At 69.2% G+C, this 25,431-nt stretch carries 22 protein-coding genes; 8 read left to right on the top strand and 14 right to left on the bottom strand.

Annotated features, from left to right (window positions below; genetic code table 11):
• Window positions 1–16: 16 nt before the first annotated feature.
• The 8 genes from J3P36_RS11000 to dnaA all read right to left on the bottom strand — a co-directional run bounded on the left by J3P36_RS11000 (window position 17) and on the right by dnaA (window position 11,779).
• The gene (locus tag J3P36_RS11000; RefSeq protein ID WP_210508078.1) at window positions 17–430 is read right to left on the bottom strand and encodes a DUF3566 domain-containing protein; all 414 of its coding nucleotides are present in this window, start codon (window positions 428–430) and stop codon (window positions 17–19) included.
• Window positions 423–2,948, bottom strand: a complete 2,526-nt coding sequence (gene gyrA, locus J3P36_RS10995; protein WP_210508076.1) for a DNA gyrase subunit A — start codon at window positions 2,946–2,948, stop codon at window positions 423–425. Before gyrA ends, J3P36_RS11000 begins: the two co-directional genes overlap by 8 nt.
• A 129-nt stretch (window positions 2,949–3,077) precedes the next feature.
• The gene (gene gyrB / locus J3P36_RS10990; protein WP_210508074.1) at window positions 3,078–5,090 is read right to left on the bottom strand and encodes a DNA topoisomerase (ATP-hydrolyzing) subunit B; all 2,013 of its coding nucleotides are present in this window, start codon (window positions 5,088–5,090) and stop codon (window positions 3,078–3,080) included.
• Window positions 5,091–5,198: 108 nt separating this feature from the next.
• The gene (locus J3P36_RS10985; RefSeq protein WP_210508072.1) at window positions 5,199–5,699 is read right to left on the bottom strand and encodes a DUF721 domain-containing protein; all 501 of its coding nucleotides are present in this window, start codon (window positions 5,697–5,699) and stop codon (window positions 5,199–5,201) included.
• A complete protein-coding gene (recF, locus tag J3P36_RS10980) occupies window positions 5,696–6,862 on the bottom strand; it encodes a DNA replication/repair protein RecF (protein WP_210508070.1) in 1,167 nt (388 codons plus the stop codon). The genes J3P36_RS10985 and recF overlap by 4 nt, the downstream gene beginning before the upstream one ends.
• A 13-nt stretch (window positions 6,863–6,875) precedes the next feature.
• A complete protein-coding gene (gnd, locus tag J3P36_RS10975) occupies window positions 6,876–7,769 on the bottom strand; it encodes a phosphogluconate dehydrogenase (NAD(+)-dependent, decarboxylating) (protein ID WP_210508069.1) in 894 nt (297 codons plus the stop codon).
• An 18-nt stretch (window positions 7,770–7,787) separates the two neighbouring features.
• A complete protein-coding gene (dnaN, locus tag J3P36_RS10970) occupies window positions 7,788–8,936 on the bottom strand; it encodes a DNA polymerase III subunit beta (protein ID WP_210508068.1) in 1,149 nt (382 codons plus the stop codon).
• A 1,424-nt stretch (window positions 8,937–10,360) separates the two neighbouring features.
• A complete protein-coding gene (gene dnaA, locus J3P36_RS10965; RefSeq protein WP_210508062.1) occupies window positions 10,361–11,779 on the bottom strand; it encodes a chromosomal replication initiator protein DnaA in 1,419 nt (472 codons plus the stop codon).
• A gap of 309 nt (window positions 11,780–12,088) precedes the next feature.
• On the opposite strand from dnaA, the gene rpmH reads away from it, so the two are divergent.
• Genes rpmH through J3P36_RS10925 form a run of 8 tightly spaced genes read left to right on the top strand, consistent with a single transcriptional unit; the run spans window position 12,089 to window position 16,903 of the window.
• Entirely contained in the window at window positions 12,089–12,226 is a 138-nt protein-coding gene (gene rpmH, locus J3P36_RS10960; RefSeq protein ID WP_027692766.1) for a 50S ribosomal protein L34, read from the top strand.
• The gene (rnpA, locus tag J3P36_RS10955; protein ID WP_210508060.1) at window positions 12,227–12,556 is read left to right on the top strand and encodes a ribonuclease P protein component; all 330 of its coding nucleotides are present in this window, start codon (window positions 12,227–12,229) and stop codon (window positions 12,554–12,556) included.
• Window positions 12,553–12,888: a membrane protein insertion efficiency factor YidD gene (yidD, locus tag J3P36_RS10950; protein ID WP_210508059.1), complete on the top strand. Its 336-nt coding sequence runs from the start codon at window positions 12,553–12,555 to the stop codon at window positions 12,886–12,888. Before rnpA ends, yidD begins: the two co-directional genes overlap by 4 nt.
• A 4-nt stretch (window positions 12,889–12,892) precedes the next feature.
• On the top strand, window positions 12,893–13,876 hold the full coding sequence (gene yidC, locus J3P36_RS10945; RefSeq protein ID WP_210508058.1) for a membrane protein insertase YidC: 984 nt from the start codon (window positions 12,893–12,895) through the stop codon (window positions 13,874–13,876).
• Entirely contained in the window at window positions 13,873–14,352 is a 480-nt protein-coding gene (locus J3P36_RS10940) for a R3H domain-containing nucleic acid-binding protein (RefSeq protein ID WP_210508057.1), read from the top strand. Before yidC ends, J3P36_RS10940 begins: the two co-directional genes overlap by 4 nt.
• A complete protein-coding gene (rsmG, locus tag J3P36_RS10935) occupies window positions 14,352–14,987 on the top strand; it encodes a 16S rRNA (guanine(527)-N(7))-methyltransferase RsmG (RefSeq protein WP_210508056.1) in 636 nt (211 codons plus the stop codon). Before J3P36_RS10940 ends, rsmG begins: the two co-directional genes overlap by 1 nt.
• A 60-nt stretch (window positions 14,988–15,047) precedes the next feature.
• On the top strand, window positions 15,048–15,953 hold the full coding sequence (locus tag J3P36_RS10930; protein WP_210508055.1) for a ParA family protein: 906 nt from the start codon (window positions 15,048–15,050) through the stop codon (window positions 15,951–15,953).
• The gene (locus tag J3P36_RS10925) at window positions 15,953–16,903 is read left to right on the top strand and encodes a ParB/RepB/Spo0J family partition protein (RefSeq protein ID WP_210508053.1); all 951 of its coding nucleotides are present in this window, start codon (window positions 15,953–15,955) and stop codon (window positions 16,901–16,903) included. The genes J3P36_RS10930 and J3P36_RS10925 overlap by 1 nt, the downstream gene beginning before the upstream one ends.
• A gap of 868 nt (window positions 16,904–17,771) precedes the next feature.
• On the opposite strand, the gene J3P36_RS10920 is transcribed toward J3P36_RS10925, so the two are convergent.
• From J3P36_RS10920 to J3P36_RS10895, 6 genes are all read right to left on the bottom strand, one after another.
• The gene (locus J3P36_RS10920) at window positions 17,772–18,737 is read right to left on the bottom strand and encodes a D-alanine--D-alanine ligase (RefSeq protein WP_210508049.1); all 966 of its coding nucleotides are present in this window, start codon (window positions 18,735–18,737) and stop codon (window positions 17,772–17,774) included.
• Between the two features lie 16 nt (window positions 18,738–18,753).
• Entirely contained in the window at window positions 18,754–20,067 is a 1,314-nt protein-coding gene (locus J3P36_RS10915) for a PLP-dependent aminotransferase family protein (protein WP_210508048.1), read from the bottom strand.
• 103 nt (window positions 20,068–20,170) lie between these two features.
• Window positions 20,171–20,497, bottom strand: coding sequence for a thioredoxin (gene trxA / locus J3P36_RS10910; RefSeq protein WP_210508047.1), 327 nt, complete (start codon window positions 20,495–20,497; stop codon window positions 20,171–20,173).
• Window positions 20,498–20,558: 61 nt separating this feature from the next.
• Window positions 20,559–21,581: a thioredoxin-disulfide reductase gene (trxB, locus tag J3P36_RS10905; protein WP_210508046.1), complete on the bottom strand. Its 1,023-nt coding sequence runs from the start codon at window positions 21,579–21,581 to the stop codon at window positions 20,559–20,561.
• Between the two features lie 92 nt (window positions 21,582–21,673).
• On the bottom strand, window positions 21,674–23,275 hold the full coding sequence (gene murJ, locus J3P36_RS10900; RefSeq protein WP_210508045.1) for a murein biosynthesis integral membrane protein MurJ: 1,602 nt from the start codon (window positions 23,273–23,275) through the stop codon (window positions 21,674–21,676).
• Window positions 23,272–25,371, bottom strand: coding sequence for a DUF6049 family protein (locus J3P36_RS10895; RefSeq protein WP_210508044.1), 2,100 nt, complete (start codon window positions 25,369–25,371; stop codon window positions 23,272–23,274). Before J3P36_RS10895 ends, murJ begins: the two co-directional genes overlap by 4 nt.
• Window positions 25,372–25,431 lie beyond the last annotated feature (60 nt).

The raw sequence follows: 25,431 nt of genomic DNA, 5'->3' as shown, positions 1-25,431 counted from the left end.
GGCCGGCCCGGCTCCCCTACTGGTTGGTGAAGCCGACGAGCAGGCCGCCGCTGATCCGGACGCTCAGGTTGTAGAGCACCGCGGAGATCGCGCCGAGCGCCGTGCCGACGATGACGTTGAGCAGCGCGATGACGACCGAGAAGCCGAGCACCTGCGGAAGCCCGAACGTTGCCGTGAGGCTGAAGCTGGTGTCGCCCGAGATCTCGCCGAACAGGCCGCTCAGCCGGTCGAAGATGCCGGTCTGGGCGAGCACCATCCAGATGAGGGCGGTGCCCACGATCAGGACGATGCCGAGGGCGACCGCCACCAGGAACGACAGCTTGACCGCCGACCAGAAGTCCACGTAGACGAGCTTCAAGCGAACCTGCTTGGTTCCCCCGCTCACCGGGCGCGACGTCTTCCGTGCCAGCTTCTCCGCGACACTACTCATCCCCTGACTCGCCCTTCTCGGCTTCGACGTCGGCGGGCTCTGCGTCATCGGCAGCGGTCCCGTTCGCGTCTAGATTACGTTCACTGTTCTTCGCAACCGCGATGATTTTGTCCTCGTCGCCGAATCGGGCGAAGACGACCCCCATCGTGTCACGGCCCTTCGCCGGAACCTCGGAGACCGCCGACCGCACGACCTTGCCGCCGGCGAGCACGACGAGCACCTCGTCGTTGTCCTCGACGATCAGCGCGCCCGCCAGGTCGCCGCGGGACTCCTCGAGCTTCGCCACCTTGATGCCGAGCCCTCCGCGGTTCTGCACGCGGTACTGGTCCACGGAGGTGCGCTTGGCGTAGCCGCCCTCGGTCACGATGAACACGTACGCGGAGTCGGAGTTGCCGTTCAGCACCGAGGCGCTCAGCAGCTCGTCCTCGCCGCGGAAGTGCATGCCGATCACGCCGGAGGTGCTGCGGCCCATCGGGCGGAGCGCGTCGTCGGTCGCCGTGAAGCGGATCGACATGCCCTTGCGGGAGACGAGCAGCAGGTCGGAGTCCTCGTTCACGAGCAGCGCCGAGACGAGCTCGTCGCCCTCGCGCACGTTGATGGCGATGATGCCGCCCGTGCGGTTCGTGTCGTACTCGGGAAGGGCCGTCTTCTTGATGAGGCCCTGACGGGTGGCGAGCACGAGGTACTGGGCGACGCCGTAGTCGCGGATGTCGAGGACCTCCGCGATCTCCTCGTCCGGCTGCAGCGCGAGCAGGTTGGCGACGTGCTGACCCTTGGCGTCGCGACCGCCCTCCTGCACCTCGTACGCCTTCGCGCGGTAGACGCGGCCCTTGTTGGTGAAGAACAGCAGCCAGTGGTGCGTGGTGGTGACGAAGAAGTGGTCGACGACGTCGTCCGCGCGCAGCTGGGCGCCGCGCACCCCGCGGCCGCCCCGGTGCTGCTGACGGTAGTTGTCGCTGCGGGTGCGCTTGATGTAGCCGCCGCGGGTGACCGTGACGACCATCTCCTCCTCGGGAATGAGGTCCTCGACGCTCATGCCGCCGCCGTACCCGAGCAGGATCTCGGTGCGCCGCTCGTCGCCGAACTTCTCGACGATCTCGGCGAGCTCCTCGCTGATGATCTCCCGCTGCCGGCTGGGCGTCGCGAGGATGTGCTTGTACTCCGCGATGAGCCGCTCGAGCTCGGCGGCCTGCTCGATGATCCGCTGGCGCTCGAGGGCCGCGAGGCGGCGCAGCTGGAGGCCGAGGATGGCGGTGGCCTGCACCTCGTCGACGTCGAGCAGCTCGATGAGGCCCTCGCGCGCGTCCTCGACCGTGGGCGAGCGACGGATGAGGGCGATGACCTCGTCCAGCATGTCCAGCGCCTTGAGGTAGCCGCGGAGGATGTGCGCATCCGCCTCGGCCTTGCGCAGCCGGAACGCGGTGCGCCGGACGATGACCTCGATCTGGTGCTCCACCCACAGCGAGATGAAGCCGTCGAGCGGCAGGGTGCGGGGCACCCCGTCGACGATCGCCAGCATGTTGGCGCCGAAGTTCTCCTGCAGCTGGGTGTGCTTGTACAGGTTGTTCAGCACGACCTTCGCGACCGCGTCGCGCTTCAGCACGACGACGAGGCGCTGACCGGTGCGGCCGGAGCTCTCGTCGCGGATGTCGGCGATGCCGGCGATCTTGCCGTCCTTGACGAGCTCCGCGATCTTCACCGCGAGGTTGTCGGGGTTCACCTGGTACGGCAGCTCGGTGACGACGAGGCAGGTCCGGCCCTGGATCTCCTCGACGTTGACGACCGCGCGCATGGTGATCGAGCCGCGACCGGTCCGGTACGCGTCCTCGATGCCGTTGGTGCCGAGGATCTGGGCACCGGTCGGGAAGTCGGGGCCCTTGATGCGCTGCAGCAGGGCCGCGAGCAGCTCCTCGCGGCTCGCGTCCGGGTTCTCGAGCAGCCACTGGGCGCCGGCCGCGACCTCACGGAGGTTGTGCGGCGGGATGTTGGTGGCCATGCCGACCGCGATGCCGACCGAGCCGTTGACGAGCAGGTTCGGGAAGCGGCTCGGCAGGACGACCGGCTCCTGCGTCTTGCCGTCGTAGTTGTCCTGGAAGTCGACCGTGTCCTCGTCGATGTCCCGGACCATCTCGAGGGCGAGCGGCGCCATCTTCGTCTCGGTGTACCGGGCGGCGGCGGCGCCGTCGTTGCCGGGCGAGCCGAAGTTGCCCTGACCGAGCGCGAGCGGGTAGCGGAGACTCCACGGCTGGACGAGCCGGACCAGGGCGTCGTAGATGGCGCTGTCACCGTGCGGGTGGTACTGGCCCATCACCTCGCCGACGACGCGCGCGCACTTGCTGAACGAGCGGTCCGGGCGGTAGCCGCCGTCGAACATGGCGTAGACGACGCGGCGGTGCACCGGCTTCAGGCCGTCCCGCACGTCGGGCAGCGCCCGACCCACGATCACGCTCATCGCGTAGTCGAGGTACGACCTCTGCATCTCGAGCTGGAGGTCGACCTGCTCGATCTTGTCCGTCATGGTGTCCGTTCTTTGCTCTGTTTGCGTCGTCCGCGGTTCTCGTCTCAGAGAACGTCATCGGGTTTCGAGACGCGGCGCTGCACGCGCCGCTCCTCAACCACCGGGGTCCTCGACATTTGATCCACCGGATCAAATGTCGAGGAAACGAACGTCCTTCGCGTTGCGCTGGATGAAGCTGCGGCGGGACTCGACGTCCTCACCCATCAGCGTCGAGAAGATCTCGTCGGCGGCCGCGGCGTCCTCCACCGTCACCTGGCGGAGGGTGCGGGTCGCGGGATCCATGGTGGTCTCCCACAGCTCCTTGTAGTCCATCTCGCCGAGGCCCTTGTAGCGCTGGATCCCGTTCTCCTTGGGGATGCGCTTGCCGTTCTTCTGGCCGTCCTCGAGGAGGGCGTCGCGCTCACGGTCGCTGTACACGTAGTCGTGCGGAGCGTTCGTCCACTTGAGGCGGTACAGCGGCGGCTGCGCGAGGTAGACGTAGCCCATCTCGATGAGGCCGCGCATGTAGCGGAACAGCAGGGTGAGCAGCAGCGTGGTGATGTGCTGGCCGTCGACGTCGGCGTCGGCCATCAGGATGATCTTGTGATACCGCGCCTTCTCGGCGTTGAAGTCCTCGCCGATGCCGGTGCCGAAGGCGGTGATCATCGACTGGACCTCGGCGTTCGCGAGCGCACGGTCGAGGCGCGCCTTCTCCACGTTCAGGATCTTGCCGCGAAGCGGGAGGATCGCCTGGTGGATCGGGTCGCGGCCGGTGCCCGCGGAGCCGCCGGCCGAGTCGCCCTCGACGAGGAAGATCTCGGAGACGACCGGGTCCTTGCTCTGGCAGTCCTTGAGCTTGCCGGGCATGCCGCCGCCCTCGAGGAGGCCCTTCCGCCGCGCGGTCTCGCGCGCCTTCCGGGCCGCCATGCGAGCGGTGGCCGCCTGCAGCGCCTTGCGGATGATCTCCTTGGCCTGCGCGGGGTTCCGCTCGAACCAGTCGCCGAGCTGATCGCCCGCCACGCGCTGCACGAACGCCTTGGCCTCCGTGTTGCCGAGCTTCGTCTTCGTCTGGCCCTCGAACTGCGGCTCGCCGAGCTTCACGGAGATGACGGCGGTGAGGCCCTCGCGGACGTCGTCACCGGAGAGGTTGTCGTCCTTCTCCTTGAGGATGCCCTTCTCGCGCGCGTAGCGGTTGACGAGGGTGGTCAGCGCCGCGCGGAAGCCCTCCTCGTGGGTGCCGCCCTCGTGGGTGTTGATGGTGTTCGCGTAGGTGTGGACGCTCTCGGTGTAGGCGGTCGTCCACTGCATCGCGATCTCGAGCGAGATCTTGCGGTCCTTGTCCTCCTGCTCGAACGCGATGATGTCGGGGTTCACGACCTCGGCGCGCTTGGAGGAGTTGAGGTACTGCACGTAGTCGACGAGGCCGTTCTCGTAGAAGAAGACGTGGGACAGCGGCGCCGTCTCCTCGCCCTCCTCGGCGATGCCCTGATCCGGGTCGGTGTCGTCGGCGGCGGTCCGGCGCTCGTCCGTCAGCGAGATGCGCAGCCCCTTGTTGAGGAACGCCATCTGCTGGAAGCGGGTGCGCAGCGTCTCGTAGTCGAACTCGACGGTCTCGAAGATCTCGTCGTTCGGCCAGAAGGTGATCGTCGTGCCCGTCTCGGTCGACTCCTCCCCCTTCTCCAGGGGAGCGGTGGGTACCCCCGACCGGAAGCTCTGACGCCAGACGAAGCCCTGGCGGCGCACCTCGACGTCCAGCCGGGTGGACAGCGCGTTGACGACGGAGCTGCCGACGCCGTGCAGGCCGCCGGACACCGCGTAGCCGCCGCCGCCGAACTTGCCGCCGGCGTGAAGCACGGTGAGCACGACCTCGACGGTGGAGCGCTTCTCGACCGGGTGGATGTCCACCGGGATGCCGCGCCCGTTGTCGACGACCGTGACGGCGCCGTCGCGCCGGATGAAGACCTGGATGTCGTCGCAGTAGCCGGCGAGGGCCTCGTCGACGGAGTTGTCGACGATCTCGTAGACGAGGTGGTGGAGACCGCGCGGACCCGTCGAGCCGATGTACATGCCCGGACGCTTCCGCACCGCTTCGAGACCCTCGAGCACCTGGATGGCGCTGGCGCCGTAACTGTCGTCCGGCATCGGCTGTGTCGTGTCTGTCATATATGAGGTCCTGGCTCCCGCCGGTAGAGCCTTGATTCTATCAGTTGGCGGGTGCCGGAATCGGGCCTCTGACGGGCGTTTGAAGCGACGGTGACCAGATTTGCCCGCTCAGCCGTAGGTATCGCGTGGACCGCGCCCTGGAACCGATCTGGGGCCACGTTTCCAGTTGGGGGCCCCCGGTCCGGAAAAGGCGATGTTCTGGATGCCCGCCTCCGGGAACCTCTGCGCGATGCGCGTGAGGATCTCGGTGCGCATGAGCCGGAGCTGGGTCGCCCAGGCGGTCGAGTCGCACTTCACCCGCAGCAGGCCGTCCTCCACGCCGGTCGGCTCGGAGTGCGCCGCCGTCTCCGGTCCGGCGATCTCCTGCCAGGCGGCGATGAGCTCCGACTGGGAGAGGACGGTGTCCCAGCCGAGCGAGGAGGTCAGCCCGGACAGGGCGTCGCCCAGCTTGGCCGGGTCCCGCCCGACCCCGAAGGGCTGGGATTCCCCCTCGTCCTGCGTGCGGCGCCGGCGCTTCGTGCGGGGACCCGCCGCAGGACCGCCGAACGCGACCCGGAGACGCAGATAGACGGACCGCGCCTCCTCGACGACCGAGTCGTCGTCGTTCATCCGTCGGTGCCCGCCTGCTCGAGGATGCGGCCGGCCTGGATGCGCACCATGCTGCCGTGAAGGATCTCCGGGACGTCCTCGGCGACGGCGGAGGTGATGAGCACCTGCTCGTAGTCCTGGATGGCGGCGGCCAGTCGCCGGCGGCGCGGAGCATCGAGCTCCGCGAACACGTCGTCGAGGATCAGCACAGGGTCCCCCGCACTCGCCTCGGCCCGCAGCAGCTCGGCGGAGGCAAGCTTCAGGGAGAGCGCGAACGACCAGGACTCGCCGTGGCTCGCGTAGCCGCGAGCCGGGAGCCCGTTCAGCTCGAACACGATGTCGTCCCTGTGCGGCCCTACGAGCGTGAGCCCGCGCTCGAGCTCCTTGGGGCGTGCGGCGGCGAGCGACTCGGCGAAGTGCGTGCGGATCTGCTCGATCGGCAGCGTCTCGTCCGTCCGCTCCGTGCCCTCCTCGTCGGCGTCCGGTCGCTGGGACAGGATGCTGAGCTGGCTGGCGAGCCGCGGGCGATGGTCGGCGCCGACGATGCCCTCGTATGCCGCGGCGACGTGCGGCCGGAGGTCGTCGACGAGCGAGAGTCGGGCGGCGATGATCTGCGAGCCGAAGTCGATGAGCCGCTCGTCCCACAGGTCGAGGGTCGAGAGCGCCTTCGCGCCGGTCGCCCTCGCGGTCTTCAGCAGCGTGTTGCGCTGGCGCAGGGCGCGGTCGTAGTCGGAGAGCACGCCGGCGAGGCGCGGGGTGCGCAGTACGAGGAGCTCGTCGGCGAACCGGCGCCGGCCCGAGGGGTCGCCCCGGACCAGCGCCATGTCCTCGGGGGCGAAGAGCACGCTCGAGAAGTAGCGCGGCAGATCGCGCACCTTGGCGGGGGACCGGCCGACCTGGGCCTTGTTCGCCGATGCCGCGTTGATCTGCAGCTCGACGAGGAACTCACGGTCGCCGTTGCCGAGCAGGGCGCGGACGATCGCGCTCGTCGCCCCGCGCCGCACGAGTGCGAGATCGCTCGACACGCGATGCGAGCCGAGGGTGCTCAGGTAGCCGAGCGCCTCGACGAGGTTCGTCTTGCCCTGCCCGTTGCTCCCGACGAGGACGTTGACCCCGTCCGCCAAGACGAGGTCGGCGTTCTCGTAGTTCCGGAAGTCGACGAGGTTCAGGCGCCGGACGTGCATCTCCCGGAGGCGTCTAGCCGTCGGCGGTGCGCTTGACGGCGTGGCCGCCGAACTGCTGACGCAGGGCCGCGACCGCCTTCATCGCCTTGGAGTCGTCCTGGCGCGACACGAAGCGCGCGAAGATCGACGCGGAGATCGTGGGCACCGGCACCGAGTGGTTGAGCGCGTCCTCGATCGTCCATCGGCCCTCGCCGGAGTCGCCGACGTAGCCCTCGATTTCGGCCAGCTCCGGGTCCGCGTCGAGCGCGCGCACCATCAGCTCGAGCAGCCAGGACCGCACGACCGTGCCGCGCTGCCACGCCTTGAAGGTTCCCGGGACGTCCTTGATGAGGTCCTCGCGGGCCTCGAGCAGCTCGTAGCCCTCGGCGTATGCCTGCATGAGCGCGTACTCGATGCCGTTGTGCACCATCTTCGCGTAGTGCCCGGCGCCGACCGGCCCGACGTGGACGAAGCCCTCCTCGCGGGGGCCCTCCGGGCGCAGCGCGTCGAAGATCGGCATCGCGCGCGCGATGTCCTCATCGGCGCCGCCCACCATGAGGCCGTAGCCGTTCTGCAGTCCCCAGACGCCGCCGGAGACGCCGCAGTCGACGTAGGCGATGCCCGCCTCGGCGAGCAGCGCCTCGTGGGCGAAGTCGTCGGTGAACTTGGAGTTTCCGCCGTCGATGACGAGGTCGCCCTTCGAGAGCACCCCGGCGAGGTCCTTCACGACGGAGTCGGTGATCTTGCCGGCCGGCACCATGACCCACACGATGCGGGGGCCCTCGAGCGCGGCCGCGAGGTCACCGAGCGTTGCGACATCCGAGACGTCGGGGTTCGTGTCGTAGCCGACGACGTCGATGCCGGCGTTGCGCAGGCGGGCGCGCATGTTGTTGCCCATGCGGCCGAGGCCGACGAGACCGATCTGCATGTGGGGATACCTCCGGGATCAGCGCAGCAGCAGGTTGGGCTGCAGCAGGTAGCGGTAGTCGTCCGACGCCGCCTTGTCCTTGCTCGACTGGCTGGTGATGAGCACCGGGCCCGGCTTGTTGGGGTTCTCCGTCTTCGTGAAGGCGATCCGGACGAACTCCGAGTGCACCGCGCCGAGGCCGTCGAGCAGGAACTGGGGCTTCAGGGAGACCACGGTGTCCGTCCCGTTGAGCAGAGCTTCGATGTTCTCGGAGGCCTGGGCCTGCTCGGACCCGATCGCCTCGAGGGTGAGCCCGTCGAGGTCGAAGCTGTAGCGCAGCGCCGCCTCACGCTCGAGCACGAGCTGCACGCGCCGGGTCGCCTCGACGAGCTCCGCGGTGTTGATCACCGCGTAGTTCTCGACGTTCTCCGGGAAGAGCCGCTTCACCGGCGGGAAGTTGCCCTTGATGAGCAGCGACGTCACGGTGCGCTTCTCGGAGCTGAAGGCGATCAGCTCGCGGTCCTCGCCGCCCGTGATCGAGATCGAGATGGTGCCGGTCGAGCCGAAGGTGCGGCCGATCTCCTGCAGGGTGCGGGCGGGCACGAGCGCGGTGAGCGTCGGCTGGTCCTCGTTCGCCGGCTCCCACTGGATGCCGCGCACGGCGACGCGGTAGCGGTCGGTCGCCACGAGGCTGAGGCTGTGGTCCGAGATCTCCAGCTGGACGCCGGTGATGACGGGAGTGACGTCGTCGCGGGATGCGGCCACTGCCACCTGCGCGACGGCCTGCGAGAAGGCGTCGGCCGGGACGCTGCCGGTCGGCTCTCCCACGGTGGGCAGGTTCGGGTACTCCTCCACGGGCATGCTCAGCAGCGTGAAGCGGGCGGACCCGGCGCGGACGACGATGCGCGCGTCCTCGGAGAACACCTCCACGGGAGCGGAGGCGGGCAGCCGGCTCGCGATGTCGGCGAGGAGACGGCCTGATACCAGTGCCCGTCCCGGCTCATTGACCTCGGCGGCGATCTCAGTGCGCGCGGACACCTCGTAGTCGAAGGACGACAGCGTCAGCCCCGACTCCGACGCCTCCAGCAGCACGCCGGAGAGGATCGGGAGGGTGGTCCGCTGCGGCAGGAGCTTGACGGCGAACGACACGGCCTCGCTGAACACGTCCCTGTTCGCTGAAAACCTCACGGATGATCCCCTGTCTGTAATTACAGTCGCTCCGATGCTAGCGGGTGCCCTGCTCGCCAGCCGATGCGGTGCTCCGCCCGACGGCTCGGTCCGGGCCCTGCCTCCGACGCTCCTCCCCAAGAGGTTGTCGGACGAGGAAGAGAAGAAAGGATCTTTAACACTCTTAACGGGTGTGGAAGATGTGAGTAACCGGCCGGAGCCCAGTCATCGAGCGGGAACTACAACCGTGGAAGATGTGTGACCCGTGTGGGGGTCACCGGGGAAGGCGTGAGCAGTTCGAGCACCGGCCGAGGGCTTCTCCCACAGGCCCTGCTCAGTTGTCCCCATGCCGAGCGCGTGTCGTCCCCGGGTTCTCCACAGATTCCTCACATTCTGTGCAGAACCCCGGTGATACCACTCGACCTGGAAGGGTCTTAGGTCCCAGTTCTCCCCACAGCTGTGGACAACCAGTGGATAAGAAGCGGTGGAAAGCCAGTTCTCCACATGTGGAAACCGCATGTTGATGGGCGACGGGGATCGGAGCGATCCATTAACAGGGTGGACAACCTGTGGACAACTGGTTCGCCTCGGGGTGTGTCGTTCCGAGGATCCGGACGGCGCGGTGTTAACCGCGCGTCGAAGGTCGACCGGGGCGAGGTGGGATCGTGCCGGATAAGTGCCGGCCGCTGCTCCGTATCGATCGCGTCGCACCCGCCGCGCCCTGTTTGGAGGCATTGAGGGGGCAAGGAGGGCCAGGACGCCTTGAGGGTCGCTCCTGAGCCCGCAACAGGTCTCGGCGCCCGCCTGGACGCCGCACGCCGCTGAGAGCGCCTCGAAGCGGCAGGAACGCGCCTCTGCCTCACCGAGCGCGCCTCGAAACACCGAACGCACCCTGGGCCCAGGGTGCGCTCGGTGTTTCGGGGTGCTTCGGCGGCGGGGCAAGGCGCATTCGGGGAACAAGGGGCAGCTCACGCGGGGGCAGGGGCCTCGACAGGCCGGCGGCGCCTATCGCGAGTAGGGAGCCGCCGGCGAGTGCACCTCGAGCCGTGCCGAACGCACCTCCGTCCCGCCGAACGCACCTCCGTCCCGCCGAGCGCGCCTCTAGACACCGAGCGCACCCTGGGCACGGGGTGCGCTCGGTGCTTCGGGGTGCTCTCGGCGGACGCAGGGCGCGTTCGGCGCACGACGGAGACTGTGCGAGCGTGCCCTCCGTCCTGAGAACGCGACAGGAGCGCCGTACGCGACGACGCACCTGCGCTCTCCCCAGCCCGCCCAAGCCGCGTTCCTGGGATCGCGACCTGCAGCCGATCCCAGGAAGGCGCACAGCGGCGACGCACTCCTGTGGAGAACGCCCACTCAGGCGCCCAGACGCCACCGGATCACATGAACTCCGGCACAGGAAGCGAGGGCGCACCCCTCCCGGCTCACGTTCCTACCCGGCGGAATCAGCCCCGCGAGTACCGGTGGTTCTGCTTGATCCGGCTCGTCAGCTCGGTGACCTGGTTGTAGATGGAGCGGCGCTCCTTCATGAGCTCGCTGATCTTCTTGTTCGCGTACATCACCGTCGTGTGGTCGCGGTTGCCGAACAGCTGGCCGATCTTCGGCAGCGACAGGTTGGTGAGCTCGCGGCACAGGTACATGGCGATCTGGCGGGCGGTGGCGATCGCCTGCGACCGGGACGAGCCGTACAGGTCGTCGACGCTGAGCTTGAAGTAGTCCGCGGTGTGATTGATGATGTCGACCGGCGCGATGACGTTGTCCTCGTCGAGCGTGATCAGGTCCTTGAGGACCGTCTGCACGAGGGCCATGTCGACGGGCGTCCGGTTGAGGCTCGCGAACGCGGTGACCCGGATGAGGGTGCCCTCGAGCTCCCGGATGTTGCTCGACACCTTCGACGCCATGAACTCGAGGATGTCGTCCGGCACCTGCAGCTTCTCGTTCTGCGCGCGCTTGCGGAGGATCGCGATGCGCGTCTCGAGGTCGGGCGCCTGCACGTCGGTGATGAGGCCCCACTCGAAGCGGGAGCGCATCCGGTCCTCGAAGCCGGTCAGCTGCTTCGGCTGCAGATCGCTCGTGATGACGACCTGCTTGTTGTGGTCGTGCAGGGTGTTGAAGGTGTGGAAGAAGGCCTCCTGTGTGGAGTCCTTGCCCTGCAGGAACTGGATGTCGTCGATGAGCAGGATGTCGATGTCGCGGTAGCGGGCCTGGAACAGGGACGAGCGGTTCTGCGCGATGGAGTTGATGAAGTCGTTGGTGAACTCCTCGGAGCTCACGTAGCGCACACGGATGCCCGGGTAGAGGCTGATCGCGTAGTGGCCGATCGCGTGCAGGAGGTGAGTCTTGCCGAGCCCCGACTCCCCGTAGATGAACAGGGGGTTGTAGGCCTTGGCCGGCGTCTCGGCCACCGCGACCGCGGCGGCGTGGGCGAACCGGTTGGAGGCGCCGATGACGAAGTTGTCGAAGCTGTACTTCGGGTTGAGCCGGGTGTCGCTGCGGCCACCGGAGCCTGCCTCGGTCACCGACGGGACGGGCGCCTCGATGTACGGCTCCGCCGGCAGCGGCTCGCTGACCGTGGCGACGGGCTCGTCCTCGATGTCCGGGTTGACGACGACGGCGAAGTTCGCGATGTCGAGCGACGGGTCGAGCGAGCCGATCGCGCCGAGGAGAGGCTGGCGCATCCGCTGCTCGAGCATGCCGCGCGTGAAGTCGTTCGGCACCTCCAGATACATGGTGCCCGCCATCACGCCCTTCGGCTCGACGAGTCCGAGGAAGCCGCGCAGCTGCGGGGTGATCCTCTCGTCCGAGCCGAGAGCGCTGAGCACGGAGTCCCAGATCTCTTTCGTCTGGGTTGCGACCTCTGCCATTGCGCCTCAGCAAGCTCCCGTAGCAACCAGGACGTGGACGTCCTCGCTCCCCATGGGGGAGCCGCGCCGCCGACGGTACGGGGTTGGCCGGGCGGCTGGGTGCTCAACGTATTCTTCGAGGGGAGTTGGATCAAATCCCCCACTCAGAATATCGCCGTCGGGGCCGGCGTCCCGGCTTTCCCCACCGGAGGCTCGTTTGACCGGGGCCCCCGAGGCGCGTATTTTTAACCAGTTGCCCGCGGCCTCGAGCCGCGCAGTGCCGGCCGCCTCCTGCGCCGACACGCCCATCTTCTTCCACGGAGCATTTCCATGAGCAAGCGAACCTTCCAGCCGAACAACCGCCGTCGCGCCAAGGTGCACGGCTTCCGTCTGCGCATGCGCACCCGCGCCGGCCGCGCGATCCTCTCCGCGCGCCGCGCCAAGGGGCGCACCGAGCTCTCCGCGTAGTTGCTCTCCCGCGCTCACCGCGTCGTGAGCGGGGCGGACTACCGCAGGATCGTGCGGAAGGGCCGCCGCGTGACCGGACGCACCACCATCGCCTACCTCGACAAGGTCGTGCCGGGCGAGGACGCCCGCTTCGGCTTCATCGTGAGCAAGGCGGTCGGTGGCGCGGTCGAGCGCAATCGTGTCCGTCGCCGGCTCAAGGCGGCCTGCTACTCGCTGCTTCCTGAGGCGCCGACGCGCGCGGTCGTCATCCGCGCCCTGCCGTCGGCGGCGCGTGCGGACTGGAACGAGCTGCGCGCCGAGGTGGCTGCCGCCGTACTTCCCCGCGCATGAGCGCCCTCCGCGCGCTGCTCCTGCTGCCCCGCAACCTCGCGGTGGTGCTGCTGCGCGCGTACCGTGCTGTGATCTCGCCGCTCTACGGCGAGGTCTGCCGGTACTACCCGTCGTGCTCGCGCTACGGGCTCGAGGCCGTGCAGGAGCACGGTGTCGTCGTGGGCGGCGCCCTGACCGCGGCACGCATCTGCCGGTGCCACCCGTGGGCGGCCGGCGGTGTGGACGATGTGCCGCGTCGGCGCGTCCAGCGCTACCGCCTCACGGATTTCGGATTCGTCGTCCCGCTCCCCTCCGGGGCCGGGACATTCGTTACTGATAAGGGAAAGGCCTGACCAGGTGGACATTTTCGGAGCGATCCTCTGGCCCATCAAGTGGGTGATCGAGCTCATCCTGGTCGGCTTCCACGGCCTCTGGAGCAGCGTCGGCCTCAGCGCCGACGCCGGCGTCACCTGGGTGCTGTCGATCGTCGGGCTCGTGCTCGTCGTGCGCGCCGCGCTCATCCCCATCTTCGTGCGGCAGATCAAGAGCCAGCGGAAGATGCTGGAGGTCGCGCCGCAGCTCAAGAAGATCCAGGACAAGTACCGCGGCAAGACCGACCAGTTCTCGCGTGAGGCGATGTCCCGCGAGACCATGGAGCTCTACCGGCGGACCGGCACGAACCCGCTGAGCTCCTGCCTGCCGCTGCTCATCCAGATGCCGATCTTCTTCGGCCTCTTCTCGGTGCTCAACGACGCGCAGCACGACAAGGCGGGCGTTCAGTTCCTGACCCGCGACCTCGCGGACTCCTTCGCCAACTCCGAGCTGTTCGGCGCTCCCCTGCGCGCGACCTTCATCGGCGAGTGGAACCTGATGGTCTCCGGCAGCGCGTTCAACGGTTGGGTCATGACGATCGCCGCGGTCATGGTGCTCCTGATGACCGCCTCGCAGTTCGTGACGCAGCTGCAGATCATGGCGAAGAACATGTCGCCCGAGGCCAAGAACAGCCCGATGTTCCGTCAGCAGAAGATCCTGCTGTACATCCTCCCGCTGGTCTTCGCCTTCTCCGGCGTCGCCTTCCCGCTCGGCGTCATGTTCTACTGGCTGACCTCCAACATCTGGACGATGGTTCAGCAGTTCATCGTCATCCGGAACATGCCCACGCCCGGCAGTGAGGCCGCGAAGGCGCGTGAGGCGCGCCTGGCGAAGAAGGGCAAGCTCACCATCGAGGCGCCCAAGCCGGCCGCCGAGGGGGCGACGGACACCGCCGTGAAGCGTCAGTCCACCCAGCGCCAGCAGCCCGTCAGCAAGAACCGAGCGAAGAAGTCCGGGAGCAAGTCGTGACCGACGTCGAGACCACCACCAGCACCGCCCCCGACGAAGGGGACATCGCCGCGGACTACATCGAGGAGCTCCTCGACATCTGCGACCTCGATGGAGATATCGATATCGAGTCGGACGGTGAGCGGACGCAGGTGTCGGTGACCGCGTCCAGCGACAGCAACCTCCGCGTGCTCGCGACGCCGGACGTCGTCGCCGCTCTGCAGGAGCTCACCCGCCTGGCCGTCCAGGCCAAGACCGGAGAGTTCTCCCGACTCATCCTCGACGTGGGGGGCAGCCGCGAGGCCCGCCAGCGAGAGCTGGCCGAGCGCGTGGATGCCGCGCTCGCCACCCTCGAGAAGGGTGCCAGCCGCTACGAGTTCGAGCCGATGTCGTCCTACGAGCGCAAGCTCGTGCACGACCTCGCTTCCGAGCGCGGCCTCGTCTCGCACTCCGAGGGTGAGGGCAAGGACCGCCACACGGTTCTCACCCGCGACTGATGGTTCCACGTGAAACATCCGTGGAGGTCGAGCCCGAGATCGCAGCCGAGCTCTTCGGCGATCGGATCGAACTCGCGCGCGCCTTCACCGACGACCTCGCCCGCCGTGGCGAGGAGCTGGGCCTGATCGGCCCTCTGGAGCTGCCGCGGCTCTGGACCCGGCACATCGTCAACTCGGCGCTCCTCGCTCCCCTGCTGTCGGGCCGGGTCGGCGACGTCGGCAGCGGGGCAGGACTCCCGGGGATCCCCCTCGCGATCGCCCGACCGGACGTCTCCCTGGTGCTCATCGAGCCGATGGAGCGCCGCGTCGCCTGGCTTGAGGAGCAGCGCGACCGGCTGGGCCTCGACAACGTCCAGGTCGTGCGCGCCCGGGCGGAAGAGGCGCCGTTCGAGCGATCCCTCGATCAGTCGACGGCCCGCGCTGTCGGCGCGCTCAGCAAGCTCATCCCCCTCACCGCCCGCCTCGTCCGCGCCGGTGGCGAGCTGCTCCTGCTCAAGGGGGCGGCGGTCCAGGACGAGGCTCGCAAGGCGGAGAAGACCATCGCCAAGTGGCGGCTCACGGATGTTCGAGTGGAAGAGCTCGGCACCGGTATGGCGACGGAGGGCACGCGTGTCTTCCGGGCTACAGTGAACTGAGCCGGCGGCGACTGCCCCCTCTCCCCTGGCCCTCCCGGTACTTCCCTCGGAAGGTTCCACGTGAAACATCACGATGCACCCGCGGCCCCCGCGGACTTCGACAGCACCACTCCCCTCGCCCGTGAACTGGCAGACCTCACCCGTCGCCGGCATCAGGTCGAGATCACGAAGCTGCCGAAGCCCCCGCAGACGCGGGTCTTCACCGTCGCCAACCAGAAAGGCGGCGTCGGCAAGACCACCACCGCCGTCAACCTGTCGGCCGCTCTCGCGCGGCACGGCGCTCGGGTGCTCGTGATCGACCTCGATCCGCAGGGCAACGCGTCGACCGCGCTGGGCGTGGAGCACCGCGCTGAGACCGCGAGCGTCTACGACGTCGTCGTCGGCGAGACGCCGATGGCGGACGTCGTGCAGCCCAGCCCCGAGTTCGGCGGTCTCTTCTGCGTGCCGGCCACCATCCACCTGGCCGGCGCGGAGATCGAACTCGTATCCCTGGTTGCGCGCGAGCAGCGCCTGCGCACTGCACTTAACGAGTTCCTCGAGGCCTCGACGCCGCGGTTCGACTACGTCTTCATCGACTGCCCGCCCTCGCTCGGTCTGCTCACCATCAATGCGTTCGTGGCCGCGCGCGAGGTGCTGATCCCGATCCAGTGCGAGTACTACGCGCTGGAGGGCCTCAGCCAGCTGCTGCGCAACATCGAGCTGATCGAGAAGCACCTCAATCCGAAGCTGCGCGTGTCCACGATCCTCCTGACCATGTTCGACGGCCGCACCAACCTGGCTCAGCAGGTGGCCCAGGATGTGCGCTCGCACTTCCCTGCGGAGACGCTCGACACTCTCATCCCCCGCTCCGTGCGCATCTCCGAGGCGCCGAGCTACGGGCAGAGCGTCATCAGCTACGACACCAACTCACCCGGCTCGCTCTCCTACCTGGAGGCAGCCGCCGAGATCGCACGACGAGGAGCATGATGGCGACGCCCAAGAGAACCGGTCTGGGACGCGGAATCGGCGCACTCATCCCCGTGGCGGAGGAGGGCGGCGGTCCCCGGCCCGTCGACGTCTTCTTCCCCGAGCCTGCGCGGGAGGCGGAAGACGATCTCGTCGCGGTCCCCGGCGCCCGACTCGCGAGCATCGAGCTCGACCAGATCGTGCCCAACCCGCACCAGCCCCGCAAGGAGTTCGACCAGGAGGCCCTCGACGAGCTCGTCATCTCGATCCGGGAGAACGGCGTCCTGCAGCCCATCGTCGTGCGTCCGGCGCCCGACGGCTCCGAGGCCAAGTACGAGCTCGTCATGGGCGAGCGCCGTCTGCGCGCGAGCAGAAGGGCTGGTCTGAGCACGATTCCGGCCGTCGTCAAGGAGACCTCCGACGATGCGATGCTGCAGAACGCCCTCCTCGAGAACCTCAACCGTTCGCAGCTCAACCCGCTCGAGGAGGCGTCGGCCTACCAGCAGCTGCTCTCCGACTTCGGCATCACGCACGAGCAGCTCGCCACTCGGATCGGCCGCTCGCGACCGCAGATCAGCAACACCATCCGGCTGCTCAAGCTCCCATCCCCCGTCGCCAGCCGCGTCGCGTCGGGCGTCCTCACCGCCGGTCACGCCCGCGCGATCCTCTCGCTGACCGACGAGGAAGAGATGCAGCGCCTCGCCGACAAGATCGTGAACGAGGACCTCTCGGTGCGCGCCGCCGAGACAGTCGTCAGCCAGTCCACGAAGCCGCGGCGCACCAAGCCGGCGTCCGGACGCCGCCACGAGGGCCTGGATGAGATCGCCGGCCGCCTCGGCGACCGGCTGAACACGCGTGTCAAGGTCAATCTGGGTGCCAGCAAGGGCCAGATCGTCATCGACTTCGCTACCATCGCCGACCTCAACCGGATCCTGAGTGAGATCGGCGACGAGGGGTTCGCGGGAGCCTGATCCCTGCTGTTTCACGTGAAACAGCGCCAGGGTGCGAGTCGAGCGGCCTCGGACCCATCGTCTAGACAGCTCGGCGACGCTCCTCGTGCTCTTGAGGTCGACGTCTGCGCGTGGGTGACCGCGCCATGTTGTCGGCCTGCCGGTGTTTCACGTGAAACAAAGCGAGCCGACGGAGGTCCGTTGCGGATTGCGCTCCGCGCTCGAGTCTGTTCTGTTCGTTCCAGTAGCAAGTGGCCGGTGGTTGAGGTGCGAGCGTAGCGAGCCTCGAAACCACCACCACGGGCGGACCCACTCGTGGGGCTCGCCGATATGCCGTTGGTCGTCGAACAACTCCGACCGGGTCGAGGACGTGCCGCGGGGTGTCGCTCCGCGTGGTGGTTTCGAGACGGCCGCTGCGCGGCCTCCTCAACCACCGGAGCTTGTGCTGCTCGTACCGTGACCGCGGAGCCGGTGGTTGAGGTGCGAGCGGAGCGAGCCTCGAAACCACCACCAGGGGCGCGCGGATGCGCTCGGCGCACGGCTTGTCGTAGGTCGTGCGTGAGAATCGACGGATCAGGGCACACGCCGCTTCGCCGACCCCGCGTGTTGGTTTCGAGACGGCCGCTGCGCGCCCTCGTCAATCAGCGGTGACTGTCCTACTCGGACTGTGCCAGAGGGGCCGGTGGTTGAGGGGCGAGCGGAGCGAGCCCCGAAACCACCACCGTAGGGGCTGGCCTAGGGTGCGGATGGCTAGTGCTCCCTGAATCCATCTCCGCGTACCTCGGACATCGAGGCATAGCGGCCACGCTGACGGCGCCGTCAGGGTTTCACGTGAAACAGCACCGCCCGGACTTCGCGTCCCTTTGTTTCGCGTGAAACAGCACAGCACTCAGGCGGGCTGGTCCGCGGTTTCCATCGCATGGCGGGCAATCGACTCGTAGACCTCGCCCAGCGTCTCGCCCTCGGCCTCAACTGCGAGGGGAAGCAGCGAAGTTTCCGTGAGGCCGGGGATGACGTCGACCTCGAGGAACCACGCGCGGTCCTCGCCATCGATGATCATGTCCGTGCGGGAGTAGTGCCGCAGTCCGAGCGCGCGATGCGCCAGCAGAGCCAGCTCTGCGGCGTTGCGTGCGCCGGCCTCGGAGATGCGGGCGGGGGCGAAGAAGCGCGTCTCCCCCGCGTTGTACCGCGCCGCGAAGTCGTAGTCGCCCGCTACGGGCACGATCTCGACCGCGGGCAGGGCGCGGGGTCCATGGCCTGTGTCTACGACTCCCACGGCCACCTCGGTGCCTGCGATGTGGTGTTCGACGAGGACGTCGTCGCCGTAGGTGTACGCGTCCACCATCGCGCGCGGCAGGGCGTCGGTCTCACGCACGATGCCGACTCCCTGCGCCGAGCCGCCGCGGGAGGGCTTCACCACGAGCGGCAGCGGGAACGAGCTCCGCAGCATCTCGAGGACGGCAGGAGCGCCGAGCTCGCGGAACGTGTCGCGCGAGAGCGCGATGCCGTGCGGTGTCACTCCCCCGGCGTTGGCGACGAGCGTCTTCGCGACCGGCTTGTCCCAGGCGAGCCGCGCGGCACGGTGGTCGGACCCGACGAAGCGCGTACCCGACGACTCGAGCAGGGCCAGCAGCGCTCCGTCCTCACCGCTCGCTCCGTGCAGCGCGGGCCAGACGATGTCCCACTCGCCGGTCGCCAGCGAGCCGAGCAGCTGTGCATCCGGTTCGCGGACGGTGACCCTCCAGCCTCGCTCCAGCAGCGCGTCCGCGACACGGCGGCCGGACCGGAGGGACACGTCACGTTCGTGCGAGATGCCGCCGGCGAGGACGAGGACGGAAGGGGATTCGCTGGTCATGTGATCCTTTCGGGACTCAGTCGAGGTCCGGCGGTGGCGCGGTGACGTGACGCTCGGGGCGGGACGAGCGCAGAGGCCCGGTTCCCGAGAAGGTGTCGAGCAGATCCAGCTCTCCGCCGACCACGGTCGCTAGACGGCGCACCCCTGTGCGGATGCTGGCGGGCGTGGGATGGCAGAACGAGAGCCGCATGTGGTCCTGCCCCGTCCCGTCCGCGTAGAAGGCCGTACCGGGCGTGTAGGCGACCAGCTCGGTCACCGCGCGGGGCAGCATCTGCTTCGCATCGAGCTCGGGGGGCAGTGTCACCCAGACGTAGAAGCCGCCGTCCGGCCTCGTCCAGCTCAGTTCCGGGAGGTGCTCCCCCAGAGCGGACAGCATGGCGTCCCGGCGCTCCCGGTACACGTCTCGGAAGGTGGCGATCTGGCCCCGCCAGTCCGCAGTCTCCAGGTACTGGTTGACGACGAGCTGCGAGAAGGAGCTGGGCGACAGAACGGCGGACTCGGCCGCCAGCACGAGCTTCTCCCGTATGGCGTGCGGTGCCAGCGCCCAGCCGACGCGGAAGCCCGGCGCCAGGGTCTTCGAGAACGAGCCGAGGTAGACGACACCGTCCTCGTCGAGCGTGCGGATCGGCGGCGGCGGCGGAGCGTCGAAGTAGAGCAGCCCGTACGGGTTGTCCTCGACCACGAGCACTCCGCTGCTGCGGCAGATCTCGAGGATCTCGGCTCGGCGCGGACCGCTGAGGGTGATGCCGGCCGGATTGTGGAAATCGGGAATCGTGTAGAGGAACTTGATGGTGCGGCCCGCGGCCCGCTCGCGGGCGATCGCCTCCCGCAGCGCCTCCGGGATGAGCCCGTCGTCGTCCATCGCCACGTGCACCGTGCGCGCCTGGTACGAGCGGAAGACGCCGATGGCGCCGACGTAGCTGGGCGACTCGGCCAGGACGACGTCACCCGGGTCGAGGAACAGCTTGGCGACCAGATCGATGGCCTGTTGCGAGCCCGTGGTCGTCACGACGTCGTCGACGCTCGCCCGGATGCCCTCCTCGCCCATCACCTCGAGGATGTGCTCGCGCAGCGCGGGCACGCCCTGACCGGATCCGTACTGCAGCGCGGTGGCGCCCTGGTTGGTCATCACCGCATCAAAGGCGCTTCTGATCAGGTTATCCGGCAGAGCCGACACGTACGGCATGCCCCCGGCCAGCGACACGACCTCGGGACGCGATGCGACGGCGAACAGTGCCCGGACCTCGGATGCCGAGAGGCCCGAGGTGCGCTCCGCATAGAGCTCGTACCAGGGGTCGAGGTTGTTGCCGTTGCCGCTGAGTGGTGACACTGATCCTTCTTCCCGGGTGCAGTCCCGTGGGTTCAACGATAGTGAGAACGAAAAAAGGACCCGCCCGGCCGTGCCGAGCGGGTCCTTGGAAGAGTCCGGTCGGTCAGGCCAGGAATGCGGCCAGCTCGGACTCGAGTGCGGGCTTCGGCTTCGCGCCGATGACGGACTTGACGACCTCACCACCGCGGTACACCTTCATCGCCGGGATGGAGGTGATGTGGTACTTCGCAGCCGTCTCCGGGTTGTCGTCGACGTTGAGCTTGACGATCTCGATCTTGTCGCCGTTCTCCTCGGCGATCTTCTCGAGCACGGGGCCAACGGCGCGGCACGGAGCGCACCACTCGGCCCAGAAGTCGACGAGGACCGGCTTGTCCGAGTTCAGGACGTCCTGCTCGAACGTCGCGTCGGTGACCTGCTTCAGGTTGGACATGTTTCTCCTTGGAACGAGCGCCAGTGTATCGGCGCACAGCGGCGGGGCGGCGCGGGCCGCCTCAGGGAAGGTTGACGAGCTCTCCGTCGGCGTCGACCGTGCTGCCGGCGACCGGGGCGGATCCCTCCTCGACGCTGCCCTTCGCGGGCGCCAGGAGCGCCTCCGGAAGGGATGCGAGGTAGTGCTCCGCGTCGAGGGCGGCCACGGTCCCGGACGCGGCAGCCGTGATGGCCTGCCGGTACGTGGGGTCGATGACGTCGCCCGCGGCGAAGACGCCGGGGAGGTTCGTGCGGGAGCTGCGGCCCTCGACGGCGAGGGTCCCCTCCAGGGTGAGATCGATCTGCCCGTGGAACAGGTGGACGCGCGGGTCGTTGCCGACGGCGATGAACAGGCCCGTCAGCTCGAGCTCGCGCTCCTCGCCCGTGATGGTGTCGCGCAGGGTGACGCTCTCCACGGCGGTCTCGCCGGAGATGGCCGCCACCTCGCTGTTCCAGAGGAACTCGATCTTCGGGTTGTCGAAGGCCCGCTGCTGCATGATCTTCGACGCCCGCAGGCTGTCCCGGCGGTGGATGATGTACACCTTGTCCGCGAACCGCGTGAGGAAGGTCGCCTCCTCCATCGCGGAGTCACCGCCGCCCACGACGGCGACGACGCGCTTGCGGAAGAAGGCGCCGTCGCAGGTGGCGCACCAGGAGACGCCGTAGCCGCTGAGGCGGTCCTCGTCGGGCAGTCCGAGCTTGCGGTAGGCCGATCCGGTCGCCACGACGACGGACAGCGCCTCGTGCACCTCGCCGGAGCCGAGGGTGACCCGCTTCACGTCACCGGTCAGGTCGACCTCGGTGACGTCGTCGTAGACGACCTCCGTGCCGAAGCGCTCGGCCTGCAGACGGAACTTGTCCATCAGGTCGGGGCCCATGATGCCCTCGGGGAAGCCGGGGAAGTTCTCGACCTCGGTCGTGTTCATCAGCTCGCCGCCGGCCTCGACCGAGCTGGCGATGAGCAGCGGCTCCAGCTCCGCGCGGGCCGCGTAGATGGCGGCCGTGTAACCCGCAGGACCGGATCCGATGATGATCATCTGACGCACTGGAAATGCTCCTGACTTCGCCGACGACGGGCTCTCCGCGCCGCTCCCGAGTCAACACATCCTAGCCTCGGGCTATTCCGCGGCCCGGAGCGTCAGCCCCGTTTCAGCCGCGCGATGATGCGGGCCAGAACGGGCATGAGATCGGGCGAGCGGAGCAGCACGAGCGCACCGCCGTACACCGACGTCATGGCCGCGGCGATGGCCGCCAGGGAGAGGATGGCGGGCAGCTTCCCGGAGAGCGCGAAGCCGTCCTCGACGGTGCCGCCGAGCAGGAACAGCAGCGCGGCGCCGACGGCGCCCGCCGGCACCACCGCACCGAGGTCGATGAGGAGCGAGCGACCCACGCCGCGCGCCGCCCCCCGCCCGATCCGGCGGGCGAGGAGCCACGAGGCGAGGAGCAGCTGCAGGGTGCCGGCGACCGACACCGCGGTCGCGATGCCGACGCCGATCCACTCCGCCGGCAGCAGTCCGCTCAGGAGGACGCCGGTGATGACGACGACCACCTGGGCCATCGTGAAGGCGAAGGGGGTCCGGGTGTCGGCCAGGGCGTAGAACGAGCGCTGGACGACGAACAGGAGGCAGAAGGGCACGAGCCCGATCACGTACGCGGTGATCACCGCCGCCATGATCTGCACCTCGGCGAACGGGGTGTTGAACACGCGCGCGAACGGGAGTGATACCACCACGAGGACCGCGGTCGCGAGCACCATCGCCAGGGTCACCGAGCGCATGGCGATCGAGATGTCCGACTTGAGGGCCGGGGTGTCGCCGTGCGTCGCGTGCTCGCTCATCCGCGTGTAGAAGGCGGTCACGAGCGACACCGTGATCACGGAGTGCGGAAGCATGAAGATGAGCCAGGCGTTGCCGAGCGCCGCCGGCCCCGCGCCCTCCGCGGTGCCGAGCGTCGCCACGTTGGTCTGGATGATCCCGGCGATCTGCCCGGCGACGAGCATGCCGAACGTCCACCCGGCCGCCCTGCCCACGTGGCCGAGGCCGACTCCGCGCCACGCGAAGTCCGGGCGGAAGCGCAGGCCGACGCGGCGCCAGAAGAAGAACAGCAGGATCGCCTGCGCGGCGAGACCCAGCGTGCCGCCGCCGGCGAAGAGCGCGATCATCCCGGGCGTCCAGTCGCTCCCGGTGCGGTCCGCGTCGGCGCCGAACACCGCCACGAAGGTCAGCACGGAGGCGATCCCGACGAGGTTGTTCGCGACGGGAGCCCAGGTGAACGGCCCGAACGCCTTGCGGGCGTTGAGCACCTCGCCGAGCAGCGCGTACATTCCGAGGAAGAACACCTGCGGCAGCGACCAGAACGCGAACGCGGTGGCGAGGCCGAGGTCCAGCTTGTCGGTCGCGAACAGCCGCACGAGCAGCGGTGCCGCGAGGGTCGCGAGCGTCGCGACGAGGAGGAAGCCGGTCAGCCCGAGGGTGACGAGCTTGTTCACGTACGCGTTGCCGCCGTCCGGGGCGGTGCTCGCCCGCACGATCTGCGGCACGAGGATCGCGCTCAGCAGGCCCCCGCCGATGATGGCGTAGATGCTGTTCGGCACGGCGGTGGAGACCGCGTACGCGTCGGCGCTCACGCTCGCGACGTTGCCGATCGCGTCGGCGATCACGATCGCCTTGACGAAGCCGAGCACCCGCGAGACGACCGTGCCCGACGCCAGCAGCGCACTCGCCCGGCCGATCCCGCTCATTCGGCTCCCTCTCGCGACGCCCTGCGGCGTCGGCGGATGTTTCGCCACAGCCCGAACCCGAACAGCGCGACGACGAGACCGATGACGACGCCCGTGCCGACGGCCTCCCACTCGGCCTGGACGTCCAGGTCGATCGTGGCGGGGTCGCCCACCTGCACGCCGGTCGGGCTCCAGGCCGTGACGGTCAGCGTGACCCGTCCGTTGGCGATGGACCGGGCCGGAAGGCTGACCCGCTGGCTGGACAGCGCGTCGATCGTGGCCGTGGCGGGGTCCACCAGCAGGCGCCCGTTGCTGGGCCTGCCCTCGAGGCGGATGGTGACCGGGAAGTCGAGATCGTTCTGCACGAAGACCGGCACCGGCACCTCGGGGCTCACCACGAAGACGCTGGTCTGGGTGATGCGCACGGAGTGCAGCACGCGGTCGTACGAGGCGTGCAGGTCCGCCGCGGCGGTCTGCCAGGCCTCCGGTGCGTCCAGCCACTGCGCGGAGAGGACCGCGAGGAGGCGCAGCCGCTCCCGCCCGGTGAGCAGCTCGGGGCGCTCCAGCACCGACGAGAAGCGGGCGATGGCGGCGTCGTCCTGCAGCAGCTGCGCGGCCGTCGGCACGCGCCCGTCCGCCGCCTGGTCGCCGCGGACGGCCAGCTCCGTCCCGGACCCCGCGATCGCGTCGAGCCGGAGGGGGGCGACCCACGGCAGGGTGCGGAGAGCGGTCAGCGCCGCCGCGGTGGAGGCCGTCGACTCCGGCCAGGCGCGGTCGAGCCCGACGAGGACCGCGGCGCCGGGCTCGGCATCCTCCGCGGTGGCGGCGAGCAGGGCGATCGCGTCCGCCAGTGCGGCTCGGCCCGCAGCCTCGCCCGAGGAGAACGCCGCCTCGGACACGGCGTCCGAGAGCCGGCTGTCGAGCACGAGCGCGGTGCTCCCCTCGAGGGATCCGCTCACCGGCAGGGGATCGGGGGTGTCGGCGAGGGAGGAGCTCGGCACGATGGCGCGGGTCAGCCCGGATGCGGCATAGAAGGGCAGGTCGCCGGGCAGCACCCGTGTCGGCCAGGCGAGGTCGGTGGTCGTGTAGTCCCAGCGGAGGAGGTCGTCGCCCGTCGGCAGAGCGCCGGGCTCCGCATCGGTGGGCGTGGGGGACGGGGTCGCCGTGCCGGACGAGGAGGGCGAGGGCGAGGGCGGCGTCTCCTCCGCGATCGGGCCGTTCGCGAAGACGTCGCGGTCGAGGGACGACTCGAACGACCCCGGCCCGAGGACCGACGGTGCGCCGGCCGCGCGTTCGAGCGCGACATCCGAGTCTGCATAGCTGAGCGGGAATACGACGTTGTCGACCGTTCGCAGCTCGTTCAACCAGTCCACGGCGCTGTCCGGGGCATCCGTCCCGAGCGCGCGGATCGAGGCGAGGATCCGCGGGTCGAGTGCGATGGCGTCCGCGGAGCCGCGCACGGCGTCGAGCTTCCGGCGCAGCACTCCCCCGGCCGATGTGTAGGCCTCGAGCGAGTCGGCGTCGAGCAGCCCTTCGGAGATGCCCGGCGTCGTGAACGGCACCACCGTCGAGACCGCGATCGGCGCCGGCGCCGCGCCGTCGGCCCACACGAATCCGGAGCTCGACCGGGCGATCACCGAGCCCTCGGTGTCGAAGGAGCCGAGCAGGGCGTGCGTGCCCCAGTCGGCATCCGCCAGCGTGCGGTCGACGTCGGCAGCGGGGATGGTGAGGGAGACCGGCACGCTGGAGCCCGCGGGCAGCGCCGCGATGGGCAGCGTCCCGACGACGGCGCGGTCGGCGTCCTCGTCCGCCGCATCGTCGAGGAGCACCTGCAGCTCCGAGCGGTCGAGTCCGTCCTCCGTCAGCTCGACTCGGAGGGTGCCGCCCGAGACCGGGCCGGTCCCGGTGTTGGCGACGCTTCCGGTGACGACGAGGTCCTCGCCGGGGCGGGCGATGCCCGAGCCCGCTGCGAGCGTGAGGCTGACCTGAGGCGGTTCCTCCGCGGTCGTGGCGGCCATGGCCGGGGCGGGCAGGCCGGCGGCGAGGAGCGCCACGGCGAGGGCCGGGCGCAGCATCCCCCTCACGCCGGGTCGACGGAGCCGGCGGTCGTCCTCCACGCTCCCATGGACAGCGAGTCTAGGCGGTGGGGTTCCGCGTGCCCTGGTCCCCCGCTCCGC

This window comes from Naasia sp. SYSU D00057, assembly GCF_017916505.1.
GTDB lineage: Bacteria > Actinomycetota > Actinomycetes > Actinomycetales > Microbacteriaceae > Naasia.
Note: the sequence above shows the minus strand (reverse complement) of the source record. Positions and strands in the feature narration are given on the sequence as shown.

Excerpts from the sequence above, each read along its gene's own strand:
- J3P36_RS10985 (WP_210508072.1), bottom strand. The coding sequence starts at position 5,699 with ATGAACGACGACGACTCGGTCGTCGAGGAGGCGCGGTCCGTCTATCTG.
- trxA (WP_210508047.1), bottom strand. The coding sequence starts at position 20,497 with ATGTCCAACCTGAAGCAGGTCACCGACGCGACGTTCGAGCAGGACGTC.
- recF (WP_210508070.1), bottom strand. The coding sequence starts at position 6,862 with ATGCACGTCCGGCGCCTGAACCTCGTCGACTTCCGGAACTACGAGAAC.
- yidD (WP_210508059.1), top strand. The coding sequence starts at position 12,553 with ATGAGCGCCCTCCGCGCGCTGCTCCTGCTGCCCCGCAACCTCGCGGTG.
- murJ (WP_210508045.1), bottom strand. The coding sequence starts at position 23,275 with ATGAGCGGGATCGGCCGGGCGAGTGCGCTGCTGGCGTCGGGCACGGTC.
- rpmH (WP_027692766.1), top strand. The coding sequence starts at position 12,089 with ATGAGCAAGCGAACCTTCCAGCCGAACAACCGCCGTCGCGCCAAGGTG.
- gnd (WP_210508069.1), bottom strand. The coding sequence starts at position 7,769 with ATGCAGATCGGTCTCGTCGGCCTCGGCCGCATGGGCAACAACATGCGC.
- rsmG (WP_210508056.1), top strand. The coding sequence starts at position 14,352 with ATGGTTCCACGTGAAACATCCGTGGAGGTCGAGCCCGAGATCGCAGCC.
- J3P36_RS11000 (WP_210508078.1), bottom strand. The coding sequence starts at position 430 with ATGAGTAGTGTCGCGGAGAAGCTGGCACGGAAGACGTCGCGCCCGGTG.
- gyrA (WP_210508076.1), bottom strand. The coding sequence starts at position 2,948 with ATGACGGACAAGATCGAGCAGGTCGACCTCCAGCTCGAGATGCAGAGG.
- J3P36_RS10920 (WP_210508049.1), bottom strand. The coding sequence starts at position 18,737 with ATGACCAGCGAATCCCCTTCCGTCCTCGTCCTCGCCGGCGGCATCTCG.
- gyrB (WP_210508074.1), bottom strand. The coding sequence starts at position 5,090 with ATGACAGACACGACACAGCCGATGCCGGACGACAGTTACGGCGCCAGC.
- J3P36_RS10925 (WP_210508053.1), top strand. The coding sequence starts at position 15,953 with ATGGCGACGCCCAAGAGAACCGGTCTGGGACGCGGAATCGGCGCACTC.
- dnaA (WP_210508062.1), bottom strand. The coding sequence starts at position 11,779 with ATGGCAGAGGTCGCAACCCAGACGAAAGAGATCTGGGACTCCGTGCTC.